Genomic DNA, 25,202 nt, shown 5'->3' on the forward strand with positions numbered 1-25,202 from the left:
TCACCATCCCTTCGGGGATGGTCTTTCATTGAGGCGCATGGAACAGTGGACTGAAAACCCTGTACTATTCCCGTCACCATCCCTTCGGGGATGGTCTTTCATTGAGGCCCGAGTCACCTTCGGCAGGCATGCAGGGGACGGGGGTCACCATCCCTTCGGGGATGGTCTTTCATTGAGGCGAGTCGTGGGACCCGGACACCATGGTGAAGGACCGGGCCGGTCACCATCCCTTCGGGGATGGTCTTTCATTGAGGCGAGTGCCTATAGTGTGGTGCTCCCCAGCCGCTTCGCGGTCACCATCCCTTCGGGGATGGTCTTTCATTGAGGCTTCGGATCAACCTCGCACCCGATAGCACGCCGGCCCATAGTCACCTTCCCTTCGGGGATGGTCTTTCATTGAGGCACCGACGACGCTGGCACAGACCTGGCGCTGAATCAGTCACCATCCCTTCGGGGATGGTCTTTCATTGAGGCATTAATAACCAGCTGGTCTACGACCTCTCCGTCGCGTCACCATCCCTTCGGGGATGGTCTTTCATTGAGGCTCAATCGCCAGCGACGCCGACGCCTGAGCCTGCGCGTCACCATCCCTTCGGGGATGGTCTTTCATTGAGGCTTCGGATCAACCTCGCACCCGATAGCACGCCGGCCCATAGTCACCTTCCCTTCGGGGATGGTCTTTCATTGAGGCACCGACGACGCTGGCACAGACCTGGCGCTGAATCAGTCACCATCCCTTCGGGGATGGTCTTTCATTGAGGCGACCACCAGCGGCGCATCATCAGCACAAGGCGCGGGTCACCATCCCTTCGGGGATGGTCTTTCATTGAGGCTACGAGGAGCGTTTCTACATCGTCGGAAAGGACGGGTCACCATCCCTGCGGGGGTGGTCTTTCATTAGATTTGCGGCCCCAAATCGACGCGCCGGCACTTGTGAGGCGACAGGACTTAATCCGTTAACAAACCTCAATACAGCCCAAGAGCTAACCGGTACTCTGCGCTGTCTGACCGGCACCCGTTCATCAGCGATTTCCCTGCCATCTTTAGGTTGAACCCCAAGTTCGAGGCTGATCTTCATTACTTAACCATGGGCCAAGTAAGGGAAGATGTAGCGGCACCCCTTGGTCTTGCTCTACACCTTGGAACCGGACGAGTTCCACTTCTGCTCAATAGTCTTCTGTAAACCCTCAGGCAGGCCCAGCGCAAAATAGTATTCCCCAATGCGCCGACTCACACGGAAACAATCACTTAATCCTCTGTCGCGGACGTTCCATCCGCAGCGGTAACCGTTGTGGAACCATCCCCGTGCTCGATTGCAGTCACGGTGGTGTGCAAGCGGTTCTCACCCGTCAGGTCTTTGCCCATCCACCAAAGAAAGCGGTGGCTGCACAAGGCAACCACCGCTTAGCCATCAAGTACGAGCCCAGCACGAAATCGCCGATTTAACCAGCTGAACAGCACTCATTGCACAGATCCTTTTCTTCCTGTGCCGAATTCAAGTCCACCGTGCAATAACGCACCGGCAACGGCGCTTATCTAGGACAATGTAAAAACTGACGCGGGCGACTTCGTCTCAACGGGCGCGCCGGTCACGTCGACATACCGGGAGATCTCAAGCTCTAGCTCGCGTTCGATGCCGCGACGCTTTCGGGCGTCGGTGACTTCCATCGTGGCGCGAAACGTGCCCGGTAGTTCCATCTACAAGGCAGATTCTCCGGCACCCAGCGTGAGCTCGCCGGCCCGGATGCGGGTGGGGAGCGATTCAAACAAGTCTGCTAGCTGATCTTGACTGAAATCTGCCTTGCTTTTCAGTAGTTACTACGACATTACGATTTCTTCCCTTCAACTCAATCCGAACAAACATTTTTGGAAACCACCACCATTATCGAAAACATAAACGGTGTGGCCTGCGGAAAGTGTAGGACGATAAGACAAAGACGTACCGAACATAGTTTCGCCAGCTGGGCGAGCGGAATCGGTAGGACCACCCAGGGCTGCACCCCACGGGATAGTCGTTCCCAACCACCCCCAACCCACTCGCTAAAAAGAAAATGCTGGCACCTCCTCGAAAGGAGATACCAGCATTGTCAGCGGCGAAATTAATGCACTATTTATGCATTCGCGTACGGGTCACGCATCGCGATGTACTGCAACGACGTGTACTCGTCGATACCCTCGGCGCCGCCCTCGCGGCCCATGCCGGACTGCTTCACGCCACCGAACGGGGCAGCGGCGTTGGAGATGACGCCGGCGTTGAAGCCCATGAGACCGAACTCGAGGCCGTCACCAACGCGCCACATGCGGTCAGAATCCTCAGTGAACACGTAGGAGGCCAGGCCATACTCCGTGTCGTTAGCAATCTCAATTGCTTCCTTCTCATCGGAGAAGGTCAGGATCGGAGCAATCGGGCCGAAGATCTCCTCCTGTGCCACGCGGGCATCACGAGGAACGTTGGTCAGAACGGTCGGGGCGTAGAAGTAACCCTTGCCCTCACCCGGCTTGCCACCGACGATGGCCTTGGCGCCCTTGGCCACGGCGTCGTCGACAAGCGCGGTGATGTTATCCAGCGCCTTCTTCTCCACGAGCGGGCCGCAGGTAACGCCCTCATCGAGGCCGTTACCCACCTTGAGCTCACCGATGCGCTTGGCGAACTTCTCTGCGAACTCATCAGCGATGGACTCGTGGACAATGAAGCGGTTAGCGGCGGTGCAGGCCTCACCGATGTTGCGCATCTTGGCGCCCATTGCACCCTCGACGGCCTGGTCAATGTCGGCGTCCTCAAAGACGATGAACGGCGCGTTGCCGCCCAGCTCCATCGAGGTGCGCAGGACGTTATCGGCAGCGGCCTTGAGCAGAGTCTTGCCCACCGGGGTAGAGCCGGTGAAGGACACCTTGCGCAGGCGGGAATCCGCCATGATCGGCTCAGAGATGGCAGACGCAGACTTACCGGAAACCACGTTGACCACGCCTGCCGGAACGCCGGCATCAATCATGGTCTGCGCGAAGTACTGGGTGGTCAGCGGCGTCAGCTTGGCCGGCTTCACCACCATGGTGCAACCAGCGGCGATGGCCGGGGCAATCTTGCGCGTAGCCATAGCCAGCGGGAAGTTCCACGGAGTAATGAGCAGGCACGGGCCCACCGGCTTCCGGCGAGTGACCATGCGCAGGGTGCCCTCCGGCGCCGGCAGGGTGCGGCCGTAGTTGCGAACGGCTTCCTCACTAAACCAGCGCAGGTACTCAGCGCCGTAGGTGACCTCACCATAGGACTCCGCCAGCGGCTTGCCCATCTCAAGGGTCATCAGCGCAGCGAACTCGTCCTTGCGCTCCTGCACCAGGTCAAAGGCGCGGCGCAGCAAGTCGGAGCGCTCACGCGTCGACGTGCGTGCCCACTCATCCTGCACGGCGCAGGCGGCATCCATTGCCTTCTTCGCGTCCTCAGAGGTAGCGGACGCGAGGGTAGCGATAACCTCACCGGTAGCCGGGTTTTCTACATCGAAGGTGGAGCCATCGGAGGCGTCTACCCACTCACCGTTAATCAGCAAGCCGGTCGGAACCTTGGCCAGCAGCTCGTCAATATTGACCTTGTTGTTTTCACTCATGGTTCTTTTTTACCCTCCCAAATGGAATTTGTCTGCCAGTTGACGTGCCGCACCCGAAAGAAGTTGAACATCCGCCCCAACCAGCGCAAATGATGCGCCAGAAGCCATGTATTTCTGGGCCTGTTCAAGGTTGAAAGCGTTGACGCCTACCTTCTTTCCGGAAGCACGGACTACTTCAAATGTGTGATTGACCGCCGCGAGTACATCCGGATGGGTCTGCTGGCCCAAAAGCCCCATTGAGGCTGCTAGGTCCGAGGGGCCGACGAAGATGTTGTCCACGCCTTCGACAGCCACGATCTCTTCGACGTTCTCCACTGCGGTCGCAGATTCAATCTGCACCGTGAGGCTCACCGTGTCCGAAGCGTTCGCAAGGTAGTTCTCCACGCCGTTCCACCGCGAGGAGCGGGCCAGCGCCGAACCGACTCCACGCACACCGCGGGGCGGGTAGTGCATAGCCGCCACGGCCGCTTCAGCTTCCTTGGCAGTATCAATCATGGGCACCATCAGGTTCTGTACGCCGAGGTCTAGGTACTGCTTGATCAACGCGGTGTTATTCACGGGCACGCGGACCACGCGTGTAAGACCATAGGCATCGGTGGCTCGCAGCAGGGAAAGAATGGTTTCCAGGCCATAGGGCGAATGCTCACCATCGATCAGCGTCCAGCTAAAGCCAGCCGAGGCGATGATCTCCGCCGCGGCCTCCGAGCCAGAACAAATCCAGGCGCCAACGAGCGGCTGCTCAGCCTTCTCGAGGACGTCCGCGAAGGTGGGCGGCAACTTTACTGGAATCGGCATGTGATGGACCCCAACTTTCCGTAGTCTGCATGGACGGTATCGCCCGGTTCGACCCACATGGGCTTGGTGAAGGAACCGGCCAGGATGATGTCACCGGCGGCCAGGCTATCGCCGTGCGCGTGGAGCTTATTGGCAAGCCATGCCACGCCCATGGCCGGGTGGTTGAGCACGGCAGCCGCCACACCCGTATCTTCGATGGACTCGTTGCGGTAGAGCAGCGCGGACACCCAGCGCAGATCGACGTCTGCGGGGTCTACCGGATTGCCGCCATAAACCATGGCGCCGAGCGCCGCATTATCCGAAATCGTGTCGACGATCGTGCGGCCCTCCATCTCGATGCGGGAGGAGAGGATCTCCAGCGCCGGGCCGACGTACTCCGTCGCGCGCAGCACGTCGAAAATGCTGCAATTCGGTCCCTTCAGCTCTTCCTTGAGCACGAAAGCCAGCTCGACCTCGATGCGGACGTTAGAGAACTGTGCGTGCTCGATGGTGGAACCGTTCTCGTAGACCTGGTCTTCAAAAATTGCGCCGTAATCCGGCTCGGTAATTCCCGTGGCCTCCTGCATGACCTTCGAGGTCAGGCCAATCTTGCGACCGACGAGGCGACGGCCGTCTTCGGTACCACGGCGCACCCATTCGCGCTGCACCGCATAGGAATCCTCGATGCTCATCTCTGGGAAACGGGCAGTCAGCAGCGGGACCATCGTGCGGTCCTTTTCGGCTTGCGCCAGTTCATCTGCGATAGCGATGTGCTGTTTCTCATCCAGCATGTACTTCGCTCCTTAAGGTGTTGTAGAACGTGTTTGTTCTGTTTAAGAGGTTTGTTGAACCTGAAGGTTTCACGTGAAACGACAACGCGGCCCCGCGATATGTGCGCTCGCTTCTCGACGCCACGGGGCCACGTTCATCAACCTGAGTACTTAGTCGTTTAGAGCTGGTGTCCCAGCTTGTACTCACCTTGCTTCCACTCCGGAATCTCCTCCGCATCTTCCTTGCGGGTGTAGGAGAAGCCATCCGCGCCAATGGTGGCCTCCAGCTCGGACTCATCCTCGCGGGCAACCAGCGGCACCGGGTTTCCATCCAAGTCGAGGACCGTGGAGCCATCGCGGTACCAAGAAGGAACAACCGGGGTTCCCCACCAGTCACGACGCTGGTTATCGTGAACATCCCAGGTCACGACCGGGTTATCCGGGTCGCCGGTGTAGTAGTCCTGGGTGTAGATCTCTACGCGGTGTCCATCCGGGTCACGCAGGTACAGGTAGTACGCGTTGGAAACACCGTGGCGGCCCGGGCCGCGCTCAATGCGGTCGGACTCGCGCAGCGCACCCAACTTGTCACAAATCGCGATGATGTTGTGCTTCTCATGGGTAGCAAACGCGATGTGGTGCATACGCGGGCCATCACCACCGGTCATGGCGGTGTCGTGGACCGTCGGCTTACGGCGCATCCATGCGGCGTAAACAGTTCCCTCCTCATCGCGGATGTCCTCGGTGGTGCGGAAGCCGAGCTCCTCCATGTACTTCACAGCGGAAGGAACGTCCGGGGTGATCTGGTTGAAGTGGTCGAGGCGAACCAGCGCACCAGGGATATGGGCGTCGTATGCCCAGGCCAAACGCTCGACGTGCTCTACCTCATAGAAGAACTCGTACGGGAAGCCCAGCGGATCCTGCACACGCACGGAATCACCGATGCCCTTGACAAAGCCATCCTTGTTGCGGCGCACCTCGCAGCCGCGTGCCTTGTAGAACTCCTCCGCAAGGTCCAGGTCCTCCGGGGAACGGACGCGGAAGGAGAACGCAGCGACGGCAGCGACGGGACCCTGACGCAGCACGAGGTTGTGGTGGATGAACTCCTCGAAGGTGCGGAGGTAGATTTCGTTCTCGTTCTCCTCGGTGACGACAAGACCGAGGGTGTCAACGTAGAACTTTCGGGATGCAGCGAGATCAGTAACGATGATCTCCATGTAGGCACAACGCAGAATGTCGGGGGCCTGAATGTCAGCCATGATGGCTCCTTAGTTAGTTAGTGGTGGGGGAGTAGAGAGTGGACGGCTTAGTCCTGCTTGCCAAAGACCGGGTTGTGCACCTTGTCCAGGTTGATGTGAACGGCCTGCTGGTCGGTGTAGAAGTCGATCGAGCGGTAGCCGCCCTCGTGGCCCAGGCCGGAGGCCTTAACGCCGCCGAACGGGGTGCGCAGGTCACGGACGTTATTGGAGTTGAGCCACACCATGCCGGCCTCAACGTTCTGAGCGAAGTTGTGAGCGCGCTTCAGATCCGAGGTCCACACGTAGGCGGCTAGGCCGTACTTCGTGTTGTTGGCCAGCTCGAGTGCTTCCTCATCGGTATCGAACGGGGTGATGGCAACGACGGGGCCGAAGATCTCTTCCTGGAAGATGCGGGCGTCCGGCTTGACGTCAACGAAGACGGTCGGCTGAACAAAGTTGCCTTCCTCGAAGCCCTCCGGGCGCTCGCCGCCGGCGGCCAGGGTGGCCTCCTGCTTGCCGATCTCGATGTAGGAGGTGACCTTCTCGTAGTGCTCCGGGTGGACCAGAGCGCCGACCTCGGTGGTGGGGTCGGAAGGCAGACCCACCTTCACGCGCTTAGCCTGTGCGGTGTAGCGCTCCACGAACTCGTCGTAGATATCGCGCTGAACCAGGATGCGGGAGCCGGCGGTGCAACGCTCACCGTTGAGGGAGAAGACGCCGAAGATGCAGGCATCAATCGCGGTCTCCAGGTCGGCATCGCTGAACACAATGGCGGGGGACTTGCCGCCCAGCTCCATCGACAGACCCTTGAGGTGCGGGGCTGCGTTGCCAAAGATGATCTGGCCGGTGCGGGACTCGCCGGTGAAGGAGATCAGCGGCACATCCGGGTGCTTGACCAGCGGGTCACCTGCATAGCCTTCCTCACCAAAGCCGTTGACCAGGTTGAAGACACCCTTCGGCAGGCCAGCCTCCTCAAAGATTCCTGCCCACAGCTGTGCGGAGAGGGGAGTGAACTCGGCCGGCTTCAGGACGACGGAGTTACCGGTGGCGATGGCCGGGGCAAGCTTCCAGGACTCCAGCATGAACGGGGTGTTCCACGGGGTAATCAGGCCCGCGACACCAATCGGCTTACGGTTGACATAGTTGATCTGGCGGCCCGGAACCTTGTAGGCGTCGTCAGCCTGCGCCACGATCAGGTCTGCGAAGAAGCGGAAGTTCTCAGCAGCACGCTTAGCTTGGCCGTTGGCCTGGGTGATGGGCAGGCCGGAGTCGAAGGACTCCCACGCGGCAAGCTTGTCTGCGCGGGTTTCGACAATGTCCGCAATCTTGTTGAGGACGCGTGCGCGCTCGCGCGGCAGGGCCTTGGACCACGGGCCGTTCTCGAAGGCCTCCTTGGCGGCAGCGACAGCCTTGTCAATGTCTGCCGGCTTGCCGGAAGCAGCCTTGATGTAGGTCTTATTCGTTACCGGATCCAGGACCTCGAATTCATCGCCGTCAATCGACGGAACAAACTCGCCGTTGATGTAGTGAAGAATCTTCTCGGGAAGATCGGTGGGCTTAGCAGCATCGTTGTTGATAGCCATGGGTGCTTGAGACTCCTTAGTCGTTTTTCTTGCGATAGGTGCTGAGGGTGGTCAGGCGGTGTTGCCTGGCCACTTTTTCTATGTAGGCGGGTTCCGCGCCAGCCTCGATGAGGCTGACCAATTGCTCGTGCTCGCGCGTTGACTCTTGGGCTCTCTCGGGCACGTACCGAAAGGTGGAGACGCGGTGATATTCCAGTTGCTTCCACTGGTCCATCACCAAGTTCTTCAGCCTCTCGTTCGGGCATTTGGAGAAGAGAACGCTATGAAATTCCTTATTGAGCTGGGTAAATTCCTCTGGATCATGGTGGATATCGAGCTCCCGCATGCGCTGGTTGATCTCCCGTGCCCGGGCAAGATCCTCCGCGTCAAGATGCGGGGCGGATTGGGCGGTAGCGTTTGCTTCCACGGTGGCCACGATGTCCATCGATTCGTAATAGGCCTCGCGATTGTGAGTGGTCACGCTGGCACCGACGTTGCGCTCGTAGGTGACCATTCCTTCCGCCTCAAGCTGGCGAATGGCTTCGCGGACAGGGACCACGCTGATTCCCAAGTCTTCCGCGATTGCTGCCAGCACGAGGCGGTAGCCGGGTTCATACTCGCGAGTACGAATCTTTTCACTTATCCAGTTATAGGCTTTCTGGGACTTGCTCTCCCCAGCTGGTGCTGCGGGTTCCGTCATTGACCACCCGCCTTTCCATCACGGAACGCGATGTAGGCTTTCTTGTTCGCTCCGGTCGGCGGGAAGAGGCCATCCAAGCTGGCTCCCGTCTCCACCTGAGAAGCAACCCATTCGTCTTCGTGCTCCTTGGCCAGGGCGGCCTCGGCGACTTCGGCTGCGATGTCGCGGGGAATCACTACGACGCCGTCATCGTCGCCGACGATGATGTCCCCGGGAAGGACGGTAGCGTTACCGCAGGAGACGGCGATGTCGCTATCCCACGGAACGTGTTTGCGTCCGAGAACGCAGGGGTGCGCGCCCTGGGTGAAGACGGGAAGGCCAATCTCCTTGACGGCCTCGTAGTCACGCACGCCGCCATCGGTCACAACGCCTGCGGCACCGCGCACCTTGGCGCGCAGAGCCAAAATGTCACCCAGTGTTCCGGAACCGGATTCCTGGCGGGCCTCAATGACGATGACCTCGCCTTCCTTGACCGTGTCGAAGACCTTCTTCTGCTCGTTGAGACCGCCACCGTGGGACTTGAACAGGTCCTCGCGGCCAGCCACGAAGCGCAGCGTGCGGGCAACGCCCACCATCTTGGTTCCTTTGGCCTGCGGGTACACGCCTTCGATTACGGACTGGTTGATGCCGCGCTTGCGCAGCTGAGCGGACAAGCCAGCGGTCGGGGCCTTCTCCAGGGCCGCCTTGAGCTCTGGGTCGAGGCCACCGTCACCCTTGGGGGGAAGCCCGGCGGATTCGCGGTCTCCGTAGGCGTCCTCGCGCTGCTTATCATCCACGTAGGGAAGATTGCCCAGCTGCGGATCGAAGGAGGCGGGGACTTCCTTCACGGTGGTCTTCAGCCTGCCGGAGCTCACGCCACCTGGCACGTCGACCTCGACCTCGACGACGTCACCAGGCTCAATGACAGAGGAGCCGGCCGGGGTACCGGTGAGGATGATGTCACCGGTCTCTAGTGTCATGTGCTGGGAAAGGTCGGCAACAAACTGTGCGAGCGGGAAAATGAGATCCTCATCGGAAGAGGTTCCCTCTTGGACAACTTCGCCATTGACCCACGTGCGGAGGCGAAGACCCTTCGGGTCGATCCCCTGGGCGTCGATAAGCTCCGGCCCGATGGGGGTGTAGCCATCGCGGGACTTGGAGCGGGTGTTGGAACCCTTGTCCTGCACCTTGTAGTCATACAGGCCGATGTCATTCGAAGCCGTCACGTACGCAACGTGCTTCCACGCATCTTCGAGAGAGACATTACGGGCCGGAGTGCCAATGATGAGTGCAATTTCGCCTTCGAAAGCCAGCAGCTCTGTCCCCTGGGGGCGTTCGACGATCCCGCCCGACTCAGCCAGCGTGCTGGTTGCCTTGAGGAAGTAACTCGGGGTCTTGGGCCAGCGACCGCGCTGCGCTGCGCGGGACTCAAAGGCCACATGAACAGCGATCATTTTGCCCGGTTTAACCGGCAAGAACTCAGGTACAGCCATGAAGAATCCTTAATTGTGAATAAATCCTTGCCCAGATCGTATATTATCCCTACCACCACCGCAAGTGGTTCAACTCACACGCACTTCCGTATATGGCACACCACATGCCGAAAGGAATCACACCATGTCGCACACATCTGTCACGCCGGCAATTTCGACGGCCGAACGCCGCCGCGTCGTCGCCGCGACTACCATCGGTACCGCCATCGAGTGGTACGACTACTTCCTCTATGCCGCAGTGGCCGGACTCGTGTTCAACCAGCTCATGTTCGGCCCGCTCGAGGGTGGCCTAGCCACCATCATTTCCTTCCTGACCGTGGGATTGTCCTTCCTGTTCCGCCCGGTCGGCGCGTTCCTAGCAGGGCACTTTGCTGACCGGCTTGGCCGCCGCGTGGTTCTCATGGTCACGCTCATCGCCATGGGAGGTGCGACCACCCTCATCGGCCTTCTGCCCACCTACGAGACCGCTGGAATCTGGGCGCCGATCCTCCTCATCACCTTGCGCATGATCCAAGGCATCTCCGCAGGTGGCGAGTGGGGATCCGCCGTGCTCATGGCTGTGGAACACGCGCCGAATGACAAGCGCGGCCTCTACGGCGCAGGACCTCAGATCGGCGTTCCTGCCGGTCTGCTGCTTTCTTCCGGCGTGCTCTCCATCATGAACACCATCGCGCCTGGCGACGCCTTCATGAGCTGGGGCTGGCGCGTTCCCTTCCTCCTTTCCTTCGTCCTCATCTTGGTGGGCTACCTCATCCGCATGGGCGTCGACGAGTCTCCGGTCTTTGAGGAAATCGCAGAGCGCGAAGAGGAAGAGGCCACCAACCCCATTGGCAAACTCTTCAAGAACTTCACCCCGCTGGTGCTGGTCGCCGCGCTCGTCTTCGCAGGTAACGGCACCGTTGGCTACATGACCACGGGCGGCTACATCCAGCGCTACGCTACCGACCCCGACGGCCCCGTCGCACTCGACCGCGGTGATGTTCTTAACGCGGTGACCGTGTCCGCCTTCGCATGGGCCCTGACCACCTTGCTCGCCGGATTCATCTCCGACTACATCGGCCGTCGGAAGACCTATCTCCTCGGGTTCATCCTGCAGGGCATCGGCGCCGCCGCACTCTTCCCCCTGGTCAACACGGGTAGCCTGGGGATGCTCTACGGTGCGCTCCTCTTCCTCACTGTGGGTCTGGGTCTCACCTACGGTGCACAGTCCGCGATGTACGCCGAGCTTTTCCCCGCCTCCATTCGCGCCACCGGCGTCTCCATTACCTATGCCCTCGGCTCTGTCCTGGGCGGCGCTTTCGCCCCCATGATTGCCGCCTCGCTCGTCGAGGCAACGGGTACCACCTTTGCAGTGTCGGGCTACCTGGTTTCGGCCTCGATTATCGGCTTTATCTGCACATTTATCCTGCGTGAGCGCAAGGGAATAGACCTCGGCGCAGAGCACGAGGCCGAGCAATCCCAGGGCCACTTCATCTTCAGCCAGCGCTAGACGACGCCCCTCCACCCATGCGCTCCCCTTTCTGCACAAGCCATTGTGCGCGGGGGGCGCATCATATATGATTCTCATATACGACCCAGCTCACATCCTCCTGAAGCCTTGAACTGAGTCACCAATACAACGAGCGAAGCTCACATAGAAGTGGGGGAGCAGTCACCACCCCCATCACTCTCTTTGTTCTCGTCCACTACAACCGCCAACTAAGGAGTCCACAGTGCAGTTCCACCACAACGGCTATGTTTCGGAAGATCCCCGCGTGCACGAACCTGCCGGATACGGCATCGATCGCGTCTCTGAACTTCCGGATGAAATGGACGTTCTCATTGTGGGCTCCGGTCCGGCCGGCATGATCGCAGCCGCTCAGCTAGCAATGTTCCCCGACGTCAACACGCGCATCATTGAGCGCCGTCCTCACCGCCTTGAGTTGGGCCAGGCCGACGGCATCCAGTCCCGTTCCGTGGAAACCTTCCAGTCCTTCGGCTTTGCCAAGGAAATCACGGAAGAGGCCTACGAGATCACGGAGATGTCTTTCTGGAACCCGGATCCGCAGGATCGTTCCAAGATTATCCGCGGTGCTCGCCCCATCGATGACGAGCAGGGCATCTCTGAATTCCCCCATCTCATTGTCAACCAAGCCCGCGTGCTGGACTATTTCGCTCGCTATGCGCACCGCGCCCCGGGCCGCATCACCCCGGATTACGGCTGGACCTTCGTTTCCCTTGAGGTAGGGGAGGGCGAATACCCGGTAACGGTCCACCTCGAGGATGTCGACGGCAACCCGCGCGACGTACGCGCCAAGTACGTCGTCGGTTGCGATGGTGCTAAGTCTCGCGTCCGCAAGTCCATCGGCCGCTCGCTCAAGGGCGACCAGGCTAACCACGCGTGGGGCGTCATGGATGTCGTGGTTGACACCGACTTCCCGGACTGGCGCACCAAGTGTGCCATCCACTCCCAGGCCGGCTCAATCCTGCACATCCCGCGTGAGGGCGGCTACCTCTGCCGCATCTACGTCGACCTCGGCGTCGTGCCCGAGGATGACAACCACAAGGTCCGCTCCACCCCGATTGAGAAGATCATCGAGAAGGCCAACGAGATCTACTCGCCTTACTTCATCGACGTCAAGATGGTTGCTTGGCACTCCGTCTACGAGGTGGGCCACCGGCTCGTCGATGCCTTCGACGATAGCGACGACGATCCACGGGTCTTCCTCACCGGCGATGCCTGCCATACCCACTCCGCCAAGGCCGGCCAGGGCATGAACGTCTCCATGCAGGATGGCTTCAATATCGGGTGGAAGCTCGGTCACGTCCTCGACGGCCGCGCCCCGAAGGAACTCCTGACCACCTACCACGGCGAGCGTCAGCCAGCTGCTCAGAACCTCATTAATTTCGACCGCGAGTGGTCCACCCTCATGGCCACACCTACCGAAGAACTCGAAGATCCGGAGGCAGTGGAGAAGTACTACGTCGCCGCGGAGGAGTTCGCCGCTGGCATGATGACGCAGTACGAAGAAAACCTGATCGTCGGAACAACACAGCACCAAGATCTGGCTTCCGGCTTCCCGGTGGGCAAGCGTTTCAAGTCCTTTGAGGTTCTTCGCCGCTGCGATGCTTACCCTCAGCACCTGGGGCACCAGCACACGGCCGATGGCCGCTACCGCATCTACGCCTTTGCCGATGCCCCCAAGGCCGGAGAGAACTCCACTCTGAGCGAGTGGGCCGAGAAGCTCGGCCCCATCCTGGACAAGTTCACCCCGGAGGGAGCTGATGAGAATACCTACTTCGACGTGAAGGTTATCTACCAGCAGACCAACCATCACGATTATGAGATTCTTGACGCCCCACTGTTGTTCCGCCCGCGCAACGGCAAGTTCAACATCCCGAATTGGGAAAATGTCTTCAACGCTCTCCCTGGCGACAAAGACATCTTCGATGCCCGCGGAATTTCCCGTGACGGAGCGGTGGTCATCGTTCGCCCGGACCAGTACGTAGGCGCTGTTCTCCCTCTCGATGACCCATCAGCAGTCGAGGACTACTTCTCCTCCGCGCTCATCAAGCTCAAGTAGTTTCGGTTTCACGTAAAACGAAAAGGGCCCAGCACAACGCTGGGCCCTTTTTGTGCTTGAATGGCGCAGCACAAGGCATAAAGAGACCTAGGTGCCGAAGAGGCGGCACCTAGGTTTCACGTGAAACAACCACGGAGGAACGCTACTGCAAGAGGGTCCTGTCGGAAGTCGCGCCCTTGATCTTCGCGAACTCTGCCATGAGATCCTCCACCGTGAGCTTTGCCTTTTCCTCGGCATCAGCGGAGTAGATGATCTCTCCCTCATGCATCATGATGAGGCGGTTTCCCACCTGCAGGGCCTGTGCCATATTGTGCGTCACCATCAGCGTGGTGAGCTGCCCTTGCTCGACAATGCGCTTCGTCAGTGTGGTCACCAGCTCCGCGCGTTGCGGGTCGAGGGCAGCCGTGTGCTCATCCAGAAGCATCACCTTCGGGTTGGTAAAGCCGGCCATGAGCAACGACAGCGCCTGGCGCTGACCGCCGGAGAGCAAGCCCACCTTCGTTCCAAGGCGCTTCTCCAAGCCCAGCTCGAGCGACTCCAGCTGTTCCACAAAAACAGCCCGGCGCGCGGAGTTGAGGCCCAGGCCGAGTCCGCGCTTCTTGCCGCGCAGATAAGCGAGTGAGAGGTTCTCCTCAATCGTCAGGTTCGGCGCTGTACCCGCCATAGGATCCTGAAAGACGCGCCCAACCTTCCTCGCACGCTTATGCTCCGGCTGGTTCGTCACGTCTTTGCCGTCGATCGAGATCCTTCCCGAATCCGGGATCAGCCGGCCCGCAACGGAGTTCAACAGTGTCGACTTTCCCGCACCGTTGGAACCGATGACGGTAACGAAGTCACCAGGGACGAGTTCCAGGGAGACGTCGCGAAGCGCACGGCGTTCATTAACCGTTCCCGGAAAGAAGGTCTTTGAGATCTTGTCTATGTTGAGCATGATTTAGGCCTTCCTTTTGCCGCGTACCCGCGTCATGCGAGGCACCAGGAGAGCGACGATAACCAGCAGCGCCGTAATGAGCTTCATGTCATTCGGGTTGAGGCCCACCTGCAAAGCGGCGAAGATGATGAGTCGGTAGATCACGGAACCCAGTGCCACCGCCACGACGGCCATCCACAGGCGCGACTGGGGGAGTACCGCCTGCCCAAGGATGACGGAGGCCAGACCCACCAGAATGAGACCAATGCCCATCGAGATATCGGCAAAGCCTTGATATTGCGCGATGAGCGCACCGCACAGACCCACCAGACCGTTGGACAGAGCCAAGGTCAAAATCTTGGTGAAATCCGTGGACACGCCAAAGGAGGTGATCATCTGTTGGTTGTCACCGGTGGCGCGCAGCGAGAGGCCCAAGTCCGTGGACAGGAACCACACGATCAGTAGACAGAGCACCACCGCGCCCACAGCGAGCAACCCCACCCCGGCCCAAGTTCCCATGACGGCATCCAGCGGAGTGAAAACCGAATCCTGCGTCAGCAACGGCACGTTAGCGCTGCCCATGATACGCAAGTTGATGGACCACAGACCGATCATCGTGAGGATGCCAGCAAGCAGCCCATCGATGCGGCCCTTGGTATGGAGGAGTCCGGTGATGCAGCCAGCCACGAATCCGGTGGCGAAGCCGGCCAACGAGGCCGCAAAGGGGTTGACCCCATTTGTGATGAGCACGCCGGCTGTTGCAGCCCCGGTGGTAAAGGAGCCGTCGACTGTCAGGTCTGGGAAGTCAAGCACGCGGAACGTCAGGTAAACGCCCACGGCCATGACCGCATAGATGAGACCTAGCTCGAGTGCTCCAATCACAGCGTCTCAGCCTTGTCTAGGATTTCCTGCGGCACCTCAACGCCCTGAGCCTTCACTGCGTCTTCATTGATCACGTACGTGTACTCGGAGGCGGTTTCCACCGGGGTTTCGGCCGGGTCAGCGCCGTCCTGGAGGATGCGCAGCGCCATCTCACCGGTCTGGCGGCCCAGCTCCTTGTAGTCAATACCGATGGTGGCTGCAGCGCCGCCTTCAACGGCACCGGAGTCCGCAGCGATGACCGGTATGGTCTTGTCATTCGCAACCTTGATGAGCGAAGAGATGCCGGAGACGACCATGTTATCGGTCGGGATGTAAATGGCATCGACATCACCCAGCGCCTCCACGGCCTGCGGGATCTCCGTCACGGAGGTCACCGTCTGCGACTTCACTTCAATGCCCTTCGGCTTGGCTGCTTCCGTCAGCTGTTCGACCTGCACCTTGGAATTCACCTCAGCGGAGGAGTAGACGACGCCCACAGTTTTGGCGTCTGGGACCAGCTGGGTAATCAGCTCAACCTGCTCCTCGATGGGCGCGGCGTCAGAGGTACCAGTGACATTCTTGCCCGGCTTATCCAGCGACTCCACTAGCTCCGCCTCCACGGGGTCCGTCACCGCGGTGAACAGAAGCGGCTTGTCCTTGATGGACTTGCTCATGGCCTGGCCGGCTGGGGTGGCGATTGCCAGGTAGAGGTCGTGATTGGCGTTCGCCATCTGCTGGGAGATGGACACCGCGGTGCCTTGCTCGCCGTTGGCGTTCTGAACATCCCAATCCACGTCCACGCCCGCCTCTTCGAAGGCTTCCTGGAACCCTTCCGCGGCGGCGTCGAGGGAGGGGTGTTGAACCAGCTGGTTAATTCCGATGGAGTAGGAGTCTCCGCCCCCGGAATCCCCGCTGGCGCTTTCCGACGACGAGGAGCAGCCCACGAGGGCAGCAGCGCTCAGGGCGATAGCTGAGAGAGCAGCAGCAGTTTTAGAGAACATAGTGGTCCTTTTCTACGTGAGAATGACAGTAGTGACCGCTATTTAATCCTCTTTTCACCCTTTTAAGCAGCAGTTTTATGAATATTGTTCCCGCGCGGGGGTACTCTTAGCCCTGCAAAAGCTATAAGTCTACAGTTTTAGAGTTGTACCTCACACCGGCTAGCTGCATGTTTCTTGTATCACTCTCGATTTAATGAGCTCGGACCACCATGAGGCCACGGGGGTACCCGAATGACCTTTATCTGTACGACAGAAGGTATCGGTGTTAAAGTCAGTGATGTGAAGAACACTTTTAACCTTTGGTGGTGGCGCGCGTAACCCGCGGGCCTCGTTCTTCTCCCAGTTTTTAAGGCCCGCAGCTGCGGGCTTTTCGGCGTTTTGCTCTCTTGCGAAGCTCGCGGCAGCACACAAAATCGTTAAAGAAAGACACAGTATGCCGTTTACAGCCAAACGCGAGGTCAGGTACACACCCGACGCCAGTGCGCTCTTTTATGCCCTCGCCACACCGCAGGATTCCCTGCTCTTAGAATCCGCGGACATCGAGTCCAAGAAGAACCTCACCTGCATCGCCATCACCAAGGCAGCACTCAAGGTCGTATGCCGTGGCCAGGAGGTCACCGCAACGGCCTTAACGCCAGCCGGTCACCTACTCTTAGATGAGCTTCGTCAGGACTTCCGCTCCAGGATGAGGCAGAACGGTGAGGAGACCGCCACCTTTAGCTTTGAGCTCTCAACCGAGCACGATGAGCGCGCCCGCCTCCGCGCCACCTCAACCGCGGATATCCTTCGCACACTGCAGTTTAGCCAATCCTATTCCGGCGAGTCGCTGCCTTTGCTTGGTGGGGGATTCGCCTTCGACTACGTCGATACCTTCGAGGCACTGCCGCCGATTCCTGATGGCCCTAACGAATACCCCGACTATGAATTTCTCGTAGCCGAGCACGTCCTCACGGTGGACCACCTGACGCAGACGGCAAAGATTGAGGGGTGGGGCGTCGACAAGCACGTCCTCGAAGAGGAGCTCAACCGGGCCGCCGCCACCGAACCTATTACTCCCGAGGCCCCCTCACCGCGTGAGACCATCAGCGCGCGCGCCTCCATCGACGACGCCGCTTTCCGTCGCCACGTGGAGCGCCTCCAGGGCAACGTCCACGCCGGCGATATCTACCAGGTCGTTCCTTCCCGTGCCTTCAGCCTCGACTGCCCGGATGCCTTTGCCGCCTACCGCACGCTGCGAGAGACCAACCCCTCGCCGTACATGTTTTACCTACGCGGCACTGAGCACGAGCTCTTCGGTGCCTCTCCGGAATCCAACCTCAAGTACACGGCCTCTGACCGGCAGGTACAGCTCTATCCGGTGGCCGGCACTCGACCGCGCGGTGCCACTCACGAGCTGGATATCCGCAATGAACTGGAGATGCGCACCGACTCCAAAGAAGTCTCGGAGCACATCATGCTCGTGGACTTAGCCCGCAACGACCTCGCCCGCGTCGCCGTCCCCGGCACCCGAAAGGTCGCCGACCTGCTCCAGGTGGACCGCTACTCGCGCGTCATGCACCTGGTTTCCCGGGTCGTCGCCACGCTGCACGAGGATTTCGACGCCCTCGACGCCTACCGAGCCTGCATGAATATGGGCACGCTCACCGGCGCACCGAAGCTGCGCGCCATGGAGCTCATCCGCGACACCGAAGGTACTCGCCGCGGCTCCTTCGGCGGCGCTATCGGATACCTGCGCGGCGATGGCTCTATGGACAACTGCATTGTCATCCGCTCCGCCTACGTCAAGGATGGAACGGCAGTCGTCCAGGCCGGCGCGGGAGTCGTGCGCGATTCCGTCCCGCAATCCGAAGCCGATGAAACGGTCCACAAAGCCTACGCGGTGCTCAGCGCCATCGCCCAGGCACACAACGCAAACTTGGAGGTCATCCGATGAATCCACACGTTGTCCTCATCGATAACCACGATTCCTTCGTCTACAACCTCGTCGACGCGCTCGCCGGCTACAACACGACCGTCTTCCGCAACACCGTACCGGTGGAGGAGGTCCTCGCCGCACAGCCCGACATCATCATCCTTTCGCCCGGCCCCGGTCATCCGCGCGACGCCGGCTCGATGATGCAGCTTATCGACGCCTCCCTCGGCCGCATCCCCATCCTCGGCATCTGCCTGGGCTTCCAGGCGCTGCTCGAGCATTTCGGCGGCACGGTCGAAGCCTGCGGTCCAGTGCACGGTTCCTCTGTGCCCATGACGCTGACCGACGCCGGCGCGAACCACCCACTCTTCCACGGGCTCACCACTGATTCCGAGCCAGATAACCCGAACTACGTGGGCCGCCTCGTCCCCGTTGCGCGCTACCACTCCTTAGGCTGTGCGAACATTCCCTCCCAGATGCGCAGCCTCGCGGAGACCGAGACCGACATCGGCCCTGTCACGATGGCGGCGGAGACCCTCGACGGCATCGCCCTCGGCCTGCAGTTCCACCCCGAGTCTGTACTCACGCCGACGGGACCAATCATCATTGAACGCTGCATCAAACAACTTTCTACTCAACCTACAACGAAGGGAACCAAGTAATGACAGACAATAAAGCACTAAATACACTGCAGGAATTCCTCGATATCTCCGAGCCAACGCTCGAGCAGGCTATCGAGGTCTTCACGCCACTGACGGTAGGGGAGTACGACGATATTCACATCGCTGCCCTCCTTACCCACATCCGTACCCGCGGCGAGACCTTCGCCGATGTCGCCGGCGCGGCCCGCGCATTCCTTAATGCCGGCCATCCGTTCCCAATCACAGGCAAGGGGCTCATGGATACCGCGGGAACCGGTGGCGATGGCGCTAACACCATCAACGTCACCACCGGCGCGTCGCTCGTCGCCTCCGCCGGTGGGGTCAAGATGGTCAAGCACGGCAACCGCTCCGTATCTTCCAAGTCGGGCTCCGCGGACGTCCTCGAGGCCCTCGGCATCCCGCTCAATCTCGATCCGGACCGCGCGGTTCGCCAACTCGAGGCCTCGAATTTCACGTTCCTCTTCGCTCCTGCGTATAACCCGGCCGTTGCCCACGTGCAACCGGTGCGCAAGGGACTCGGGATTTCGACTCTCTTCAACACCATGGGCCCGCTGCTCAGCCCGGGCCGCCCGGAGTTCCAGATCATGGGAATCGCCAACCCCGAGCAGGGCCAGCTCATCGCCGAGGTATTCAAGGATCTGGGCCGCACGCGCGCGCTCGTCGTCCACGGCGCCGGTACCGATGAGATTGCCGTCCACGGCACCACCCAGGTCTGGGAGCTTCGCGATGGCACCATTAGCCACTACGAGCTCACCCCGGAGGACCTCGGTATTTCCCACCACGAACTGGCTGACCTCGCCGGCGGCAACGGGGAAGAGAACGCAAAGGCCCTCCGGGCTGTTTTCGCCGGTACCGGTGAGCCCGCCCACCACGACGCGATCGCCGCTACCGCCGGCGCGATGTTCTACCTCAATGGCGCTACCGACTCCATCCACGAGGGCGTCACGCATGCCGACCAGCTCATCAAGAATGGCACCGTGGCCGCTTGGTTGAAGAAGCACGAGGAGGCGAACTATGGCTCTGCCGACCGTGCTTGAGGGGATCGTCGCCAAGCGCCGCACGCACCTGCCCGCCATCCGTGAGCGCCTGGCACACGTGGACCTCGCTGCTCTCCCACGCTCAGAACGTTCCTTCTACGATGCGCTCAACGGCACCAACCGTTTCATCATGGAGTGCAAGTCCGCCTCGCCATCGCTGGGGCTCATTCGGGAACACTATGAACCTGGGGCCATCGCTCGCATCTACTCGCGCTATGCGTCGGCTATCTCCGTCCTCTGCGAACCCGATCGCTTCGGTGGCGACTACGACCACATGCAGACCGTCGCACTGTCCACGCACCTGCCCGTGCTGTGCAAGGACTTCATCATTGATCCGATCCAGGTCTACGCCGCGCGCTATTTCGGCGCCGACGCCATTCTGCTCATGATGTCCATCGTCGATGACGAGACTTACGCGGAGCTCAAGCAGCTGGCGGATTCCCTCGGGCTCGATGTCCTTACCGAGGCAATCACCGAGGAGGAAGTCGCCCGCACCACCGCATTTGGTATCGACGTCATCGGAATTAATAACCGCAACCTCCACGACCTCAGCATCGATCTCACTCGCTCCGAACGCCTTTCGCACCACGTCCCGTCTGGCAAGGTCATCGTCTCGGAGTCCGGTATCCGCGACAACCAAACCGTTCGCCGCCTGGGTTCTCACGCCAATGCCTTTCTCGTTGGCTCGCAGCTCACCGGCACACCTGACATCGACCGCGCCGCCCGCGAGCTTGCCTATGGCCACAACAAGGTCTGCGGCCTCACTACGTGGTCTGCGGCCCAGGCCGCCCGCGCCGCCGGCGCGATCTACGGTGGTCTCATCTTCGAAGAGGCATCGCCGCGCAATGTTTCACGTGAAACCGCGCTCGATATCATCGCTCATGAGCCCGACCTTAACTATGTCGCGGTCTCACGCCGCACTACCGGTTGGGAGGACCTGGCCATCGATGGCATCTCTGCCTTGCAGATCCACGCACCTTACCAGGGGAGCACAGAGGCCGAGCTCGAACTCATCGAGTCCGTACGCGCAGCAGCGGGGGAGCGCCAGGTGTGGCGCGCCATCGACATGACGGCACCCCACGGCCCGGCCCTCGCTTCCGCGCTTGCCGACGCCGTCGACTTCCTCATCCTCGACTCCGGCACCGGGGGCACCGGCACCTCCTTCGACTGGACGTCTGTCCCGGACGAGGTCAAGGCAAAGTCACTTCTCGCTGGGGGCCTGAATCCAGAGAACCTCACCGAGGCTCTTCGCGTCGGCACCGCCGGATTGGACATTAACTCAGGAGTCGAAGTCAACGGTCGAAAGGACAGTGCGCTCATCGCCCAGGCCTTCCATACTATTCGTCACTTTACGTATTAATTCCCAACCCGAGCCCTAGCAACAGCCCGAGACAAAAGGACAATCATGACCAACGATCAGAACACCAGGGAGACCATTCTTCCCGCCTACTTCGGTGAGTTTGGCGGACAATTTGTTCCCGAATCACTCATTCCAGCACTCGACCAGCTCGAGCAAGCCTTTGTCGACGCCCAGAATGATCCGGCCTTCCGCGAGGAACTTGCCGGCTACCTACGGGACTATCTGGGCCGCCCTACGCCTCTCACCGAAGCGACCAAGCTTGGCGGAAAGGCACGCATCTTCCTTAAGCGTGAGGACCTCGTGCACGGCGGCGCTCACAAGACCAACCAGGTAGTCGGCCAAGCGCTCTTGGCCAAGCGAATGGGCAAGACCCGTATTATCGCGGAGACCGGCGCCGGCCAGCATGGCACGGCGACCGCCCTCGCTTGTGCGCTGCTTGACCTCGACTGCGTGATCTACATGGGCGCAAAGGATGTCGAGAGGCAGCAGCCCAATGTCTACCGCATGGAACTCATGGGCGCCAAGGTGGTGCCCGTGGATTCCGGCTCAGGAACCCTCAAGGATGCTGTCAACGAAGCTCTCCGTGACTGGACCGCGACGTTCCACGAGTCTCACTACCTCCTAGGCACCGCGGCCGGCCCTCACCCCTTCCCGACGATTGTTCGAGAATTCCACAAAGTCATTTCTGAAGAAGCCAAGGCCCAAATGCTGGAGCGCACTGGCGGGCTCCCCGACGTGGTCGTCGCCTGCGTCGGCGGCGGCTCCAATGCCATTGGCATGTTTGCGGATTTCATCGACGAGGAATCAGTCGAACTCGTCGGTGCCGAGCCTGGGGGAGAGGGCCTAGACTCCGGCCACCATGGCGCCACGATCAACAACGGCACCATTGGCATCCTCCACGGTGCCCGCTCCTACCTCATGCGCAATGCTGACGGGCAAGTTGAGGAATCCTATTCTATTTCTGCCGGCCTCGACTACCCGGGTGTAGGCCCACAACACGCCCACCTCGCACAGACCGGCCGAGCCACTTATGTCGGCATCACCGACGCCGAAGCACTCGAAGCCTTCCAGATTCTCAGCCGCCGGGAGGGCATCATCCCAGCTCTCGAATCCTCGCATGCCCTTGCCTATGCACTCAAGCGCAAAGATGAGGACATCACCATTCTCGTTTCCCTTTCTGGCCGCGGTGACAAGGACATCGACCACGTTCGCCGCACCCTCGACGCGCACCCCGAATTCCAGATCACGGAGGACAAGTAATGAGCCGCTACGAGAAACTTTTCTCCAGCCTCGCCGCCCGCAAGGAAGGGGCATTTGTCCCCTTCATCATGCTGAGCGATCCCGGCCCAGACACCGCTCTCGCCATTGTTCGCGCCGCTGTCGCCGGTGGTGCCGATGCGCTCGAGCTCGGCGTCCCCTTCTCCGATCCGGTCGCCGACGGCCCCACCATTCAGGCCTCCCATATCCGCGCACTTGCAGGCGGCGCGACGGTCGACTCCGCGATCGAACAAATCCGCCGCATCCGAAGCGAATTCCCCGACCTACCAATCGGCATGCTCATCTACGGAAACGTTCCCTTCACTCGCGGGCTAGAGACCTTCTACTCCGAGTTCCAGGAAGCGGGTGCCGATAGCATCTTGCTTCCCGACGTCCCCGTTCGCGAAGGCGCACCTTTCGTCGCCGCCGCCGAAAAAGCCGGAATTGACCCAATCTTTATCGCCCCGGCTCAAGCATCTGAACAGACTCTCCAGGGAGTGGCTCAGTACTCCAAGGGATATATCTACGCTATCTCGCGCGACGGCGTCACTGGCACCGAGAAGGAGTCAGAAACCCGCGGGCTCGATGAAGTGGTGAATAACGTGAAGCGCTTCGGTGGAGCGCCGATTCTTCTTGGGTTCGGTATCTCGACGCCTCAGCACGTCGCCGACGCAATCGCCGCCGGCGCAGCTGGTGCAATCACCGGTTCCGCTTTAACGAAGATTGTCGACGCCCACCTCGACGAAGAAGGCCGCCCCGCCGACGGGCTCGCCACTGCGGTCACCGACTTTGTCTCCAAGATGAAGGCCGCTACCAAACATACGGAATCCTAAACAAGCTTTCTAGGCACCCTTCTGGACGCCTTTTCGGGCAACCATGACTAGGAGCGCCCCAGACTAGTCAACTCACCTCGGCCTCTTCCATCACGTCGTCCGCCGCCGCGCATCGCGATGGAAGGGGCCGTTTCACGTGAAACTACGCACTGTCCGCGTGCGCTAACCTGATGACTACCGACGTCGAAATAGGTAACAACCCGTGGAGCCTAATCCATGTCCCTCCAGATGCCTCCTCACTTCCCCGTGCGTTCCTAACAACTTCCGACCCTAGACCCCTAGAAGGGGATATCCTCGTGCCCACTCGAGTAACGATCTGCTGGGTCCGTCCTGTCGAATATTTCGACCATTTCACCGCCGTCCAGCTCCACCTTCAAGGCTTTTGCTTCTTCGTGCATCTTCCGACGGTGAGAAATGACATCCTCCGCAATGGTTCGCGCCCACACCTTTGACGCCGGAGCCAGGGGGCCAGTTGCCTCGGTCACCGCCCAGGTTCCGTCCTCAAACAACCACACAACGTCACCGGTAACTGGGTCTAGGATATAGAAGGCCCGCCCATCAGTTTTCATGTTGTGGTGGTGCTGGCAAAGAGCAACCAAATTGGATGCATGCGTCTGGCCACCATCGGAATAGTTGATCCGATGGTCCAATTGGCAAGTCCATGCTGGACGATTACAGCCGGGGGCGCGACAAGTCCCGTCGCGCCCCTCGACATACTTTCGTGTGACATCTGAAGGCTGGTAACCCTTGCACGGTTCTGGAGCATCACTAAAGTCGCGCGCCACTGTCTTCGACGCCGGGACTCCTTCGCCGGCCCATCCATGTCCTTGGACGTAAACTGGGGCTCCTTCCACATCCGTGGCTTTGTATTCATGCACGACCACCTTTCCTACCTCAGGTTTGATTTTGCCCGTAATGAGGAGGATCAAGGCATCCGCCATTGAGACGTCGTGCTCTTTAGCGGCCAATTTGATGGTTTCGTGGATGACGATGCCGACATTGCTGTCTACCTCAAGTTCAATCGAGGCACGCTCTCCGCGAGTGAGGAGCGAGTAGCGATTCTTCCTCCGACTGTCTCGGAAGGCGATTGAATCATCTAAGACCTTCGCAATGTCACGCACCTTGCGCCGGATCTTATCTGCGCTTGGGAAAAGTTGGTTCGGCTTAGTCGGCGTTAACCACGCCGCCAATTGACTATCAATCTCGGCAACAACTGATGAAATAGGGTTTCCGAGCTTTGCCATTACTTGATCGATAGCGACCAAGGCCTGCATGTCAAGCAAGAACTCAGCGTCTTGCAAAGCCTTTACCTTCGGCAACTCATTGAGACGAATGAGTCCCATAACATTCCGCGCCACATGGGCAAGAGACTTTCCTGTCTTTTGCCCAATGCGCATGAAGGCAGTACCTGAGTCTGCATCGAGCGGTGGTTGGACACTGGACCAAAACTCGTACTCTATTCTCCGCATCAGTTGGCCCGCCTTGCAATCAGGATCGTGCGGGTTTGAGTGAGAGAAGTACGCGGTAGGTATTGACGTTGAAGAGTTTGTTGTGGTTCCCATGGGTAGTTGCACCCCCTAAACTAGCCGAACAATGACGTCCCCACGCCCACCTATAGAATACCTGTTCGAACGAGAGCCCGCAAGGGTTAACTAAAATCTTTCCACCGAGGGCTCCCCAGTCACGGAAGGCGG

Annotated in this window: 19 protein-coding genes and 1 CRISPR repeat array (1 of these 20 cut by a window edge); of the genes, 8 read left to right on the plus strand and 11 right to left on the minus strand. The window is 60.1% G+C overall.

Annotated elements, in window-relative coordinates; translation table 11 throughout:
- Positions 1-904: a CRISPR direct-repeat array (repeat unit 36 nt; unit sequence GTCACCATCCCTTCGGGGATGGTCTTTCATTGAGGC) (it extends 1 nt beyond the left edge of the window).
- Positions 905-2,111: 1,207 nt separating this feature from the next.
- From HMPREF2743_RS00300 to HMPREF2743_RS00330, 7 genes are all read right to left on the minus strand, one after another.
- The gene (locus HMPREF2743_RS00300) at positions 2,112-3,599 is read right to left on the minus strand and encodes an NAD-dependent succinate-semialdehyde dehydrogenase (protein WP_070817963.1); all 1,488 of its coding nucleotides are present in this window, start codon (positions 3,597-3,599) and stop codon (positions 2,112-2,114) included.
- Between the two features lie 9 nt (positions 3,600-3,608).
- Entirely contained in the window at positions 3,609-4,394 is a 786-nt protein-coding gene (locus HMPREF2743_RS00305) for an HpcH/HpaI aldolase family protein (protein ID WP_070817964.1), read from the minus strand.
- Entirely contained in the window at positions 4,379-5,164 is a 786-nt protein-coding gene (gene hpaH / locus HMPREF2743_RS00310) for a 2-oxo-hept-4-ene-1,7-dioate hydratase (RefSeq protein ID WP_070817965.1), read from the minus strand. Before hpaH ends, HMPREF2743_RS00305 begins: the two co-directional genes overlap by 16 nt.
- 158 nt (positions 5,165-5,322) lie before the next feature.
- The gene (gene hpaD, locus HMPREF2743_RS00315) at positions 5,323-6,399 is read right to left on the minus strand and encodes a 3,4-dihydroxyphenylacetate 2,3-dioxygenase (protein ID WP_070817966.1); all 1,077 of its coding nucleotides are present in this window, start codon (positions 6,397-6,399) and stop codon (positions 5,323-5,325) included.
- A gap of 47 nt (positions 6,400-6,446) precedes the next feature.
- Positions 6,447-7,961 carry a 5-carboxymethyl-2-hydroxymuconate semialdehyde dehydrogenase gene (gene hpaE, locus HMPREF2743_RS00320; RefSeq protein ID WP_070817967.1) on the minus strand — a complete coding sequence of 505 codons (1,515 nt, stop codon included), beginning with the start codon at positions 7,959-7,961 and terminating at the stop codon, positions 6,447-6,449.
- 16 nt (positions 7,962-7,977) lie between these two features.
- Entirely contained in the window at positions 7,978-8,640 is a 663-nt protein-coding gene (locus HMPREF2743_RS00325; protein ID WP_070817968.1) for a GntR family transcriptional regulator, read from the minus strand.
- Entirely contained in the window at positions 8,637-10,112 is a 1,476-nt protein-coding gene (locus HMPREF2743_RS00330) for a fumarylacetoacetate hydrolase family protein (protein WP_070817969.1), read from the minus strand. The genes HMPREF2743_RS00325 and HMPREF2743_RS00330 overlap by 4 nt, the downstream gene beginning before the upstream one ends.
- Positions 10,113-10,236: 124 nt before the next feature.
- Between HMPREF2743_RS00330 and HMPREF2743_RS00335 the strand changes: the two genes are divergently transcribed.
- Both HMPREF2743_RS00335 and HMPREF2743_RS00340 read left to right on the plus strand, forming a co-directional pair.
- Positions 10,237-11,601 (plus strand): MFS transporter, encoded by a 1,365-nt coding sequence (locus HMPREF2743_RS00335; protein WP_070745282.1) that lies wholly within the window; start codon positions 10,237-10,239, stop codon positions 11,599-11,601.
- A gap of 223 nt (positions 11,602-11,824) precedes the next feature.
- Positions 11,825-13,675, plus strand: a complete 1,851-nt coding sequence (locus HMPREF2743_RS00340) for an FAD-binding monooxygenase (RefSeq protein ID WP_070817970.1) — start codon at positions 11,825-11,827, stop codon at positions 13,673-13,675.
- Between the two features lie 142 nt (positions 13,676-13,817).
- On the opposite strand, the gene HMPREF2743_RS00345 is transcribed toward HMPREF2743_RS00340, so the two are convergent.
- From HMPREF2743_RS00345 to HMPREF2743_RS00355, 3 genes are read right to left on the minus strand one after another with little or no spacing between them, the layout of a single operon-like run.
- Complete coding sequence (locus HMPREF2743_RS00345; protein ID WP_070745289.1) at positions 13,818-14,606, minus strand: ABC transporter ATP-binding protein; 789 nt, start codon at positions 14,604-14,606, stop codon at positions 13,818-13,820.
- Positions 14,607-14,609: 3 nt separating this feature from the next.
- Complete coding sequence (locus HMPREF2743_RS00350; RefSeq protein WP_070745292.1) at positions 14,610-15,467, minus strand: ABC transporter permease; 858 nt, start codon at positions 15,465-15,467, stop codon at positions 14,610-14,612.
- A complete protein-coding gene (locus HMPREF2743_RS00355; RefSeq protein WP_070817971.1) occupies positions 15,464-16,447 on the minus strand; it encodes an ABC transporter substrate-binding protein in 984 nt (327 codons plus the stop codon). The genes HMPREF2743_RS00350 and HMPREF2743_RS00355 overlap by 4 nt, the downstream gene beginning before the upstream one ends.
- Before the next feature lie 433 nt (positions 16,448-16,880).
- Here HMPREF2743_RS00355 and HMPREF2743_RS00360 point away from each other — a divergent pair, with 433 nt between their 5' ends.
- The 6 genes from HMPREF2743_RS00360 to trpA are packed head-to-tail and all read left to right on the plus strand — an operon-like array spanning position 16,881 to position 23,508.
- A complete protein-coding gene (locus HMPREF2743_RS00360; RefSeq protein WP_070817972.1) occupies positions 16,881-18,380 on the plus strand; it encodes an anthranilate synthase component 1 in 1,500 nt (499 codons plus the stop codon).
- Entirely contained in the window at positions 18,377-19,021 is a 645-nt protein-coding gene (locus tag HMPREF2743_RS00365) for an anthranilate synthase component II (protein WP_070817973.1), read from the plus strand. Before HMPREF2743_RS00360 ends, HMPREF2743_RS00365 begins: the two co-directional genes overlap by 4 nt.
- Positions 19,021-20,058 carry an anthranilate phosphoribosyltransferase gene (trpD, locus tag HMPREF2743_RS00370; protein WP_070817974.1) on the plus strand — a complete coding sequence of 346 codons (1,038 nt, stop codon included), beginning with the start codon at positions 19,021-19,023 and terminating at the stop codon, positions 20,056-20,058. Before HMPREF2743_RS00365 ends, trpD begins: the two co-directional genes overlap by 1 nt.
- The gene (gene trpCF, locus HMPREF2743_RS00375) at positions 20,036-21,418 is read left to right on the plus strand and encodes a bifunctional indole-3-glycerol-phosphate synthase TrpC/phosphoribosylanthranilate isomerase TrpF (protein ID WP_070817975.1); all 1,383 of its coding nucleotides are present in this window, start codon (positions 20,036-20,038) and stop codon (positions 21,416-21,418) included. The genes trpD and trpCF overlap by 23 nt, the downstream gene beginning before the upstream one ends.
- Positions 21,419-21,463: 45 nt before the next feature.
- On the plus strand, positions 21,464-22,678 hold the full coding sequence (gene trpB, locus HMPREF2743_RS00380; RefSeq protein ID WP_070817976.1) for a tryptophan synthase subunit beta: 1,215 nt from the start codon (positions 21,464-21,466) through the stop codon (positions 22,676-22,678).
- Positions 22,678-23,508, plus strand: a complete 831-nt coding sequence (gene trpA, locus HMPREF2743_RS00385) for a tryptophan synthase subunit alpha (RefSeq protein WP_070817977.1) — start codon at positions 22,678-22,680, stop codon at positions 23,506-23,508. Before trpB ends, trpA begins: the two co-directional genes overlap by 1 nt.
- Positions 23,509-23,786: 278 nt before the next feature.
- Here the strand turns inward: trpA and HMPREF2743_RS00390 are convergent, their stop codons facing one another.
- Positions 23,787-24,905, minus strand: coding sequence for an HNH endonuclease signature motif containing protein (locus HMPREF2743_RS00390; RefSeq protein WP_246818763.1), 1,119 nt, complete (start codon positions 24,903-24,905; stop codon positions 23,787-23,789).
- Positions 24,906-25,202 lie beyond the last annotated feature (297 nt).

Origin of the sequence: Corynebacterium sp. HMSC036D02 (assembly GCF_001836165.1) — a bacterium.
GTDB lineage: Bacteria > Actinomycetota > Actinomycetes > Mycobacteriales > Mycobacteriaceae > Corynebacterium.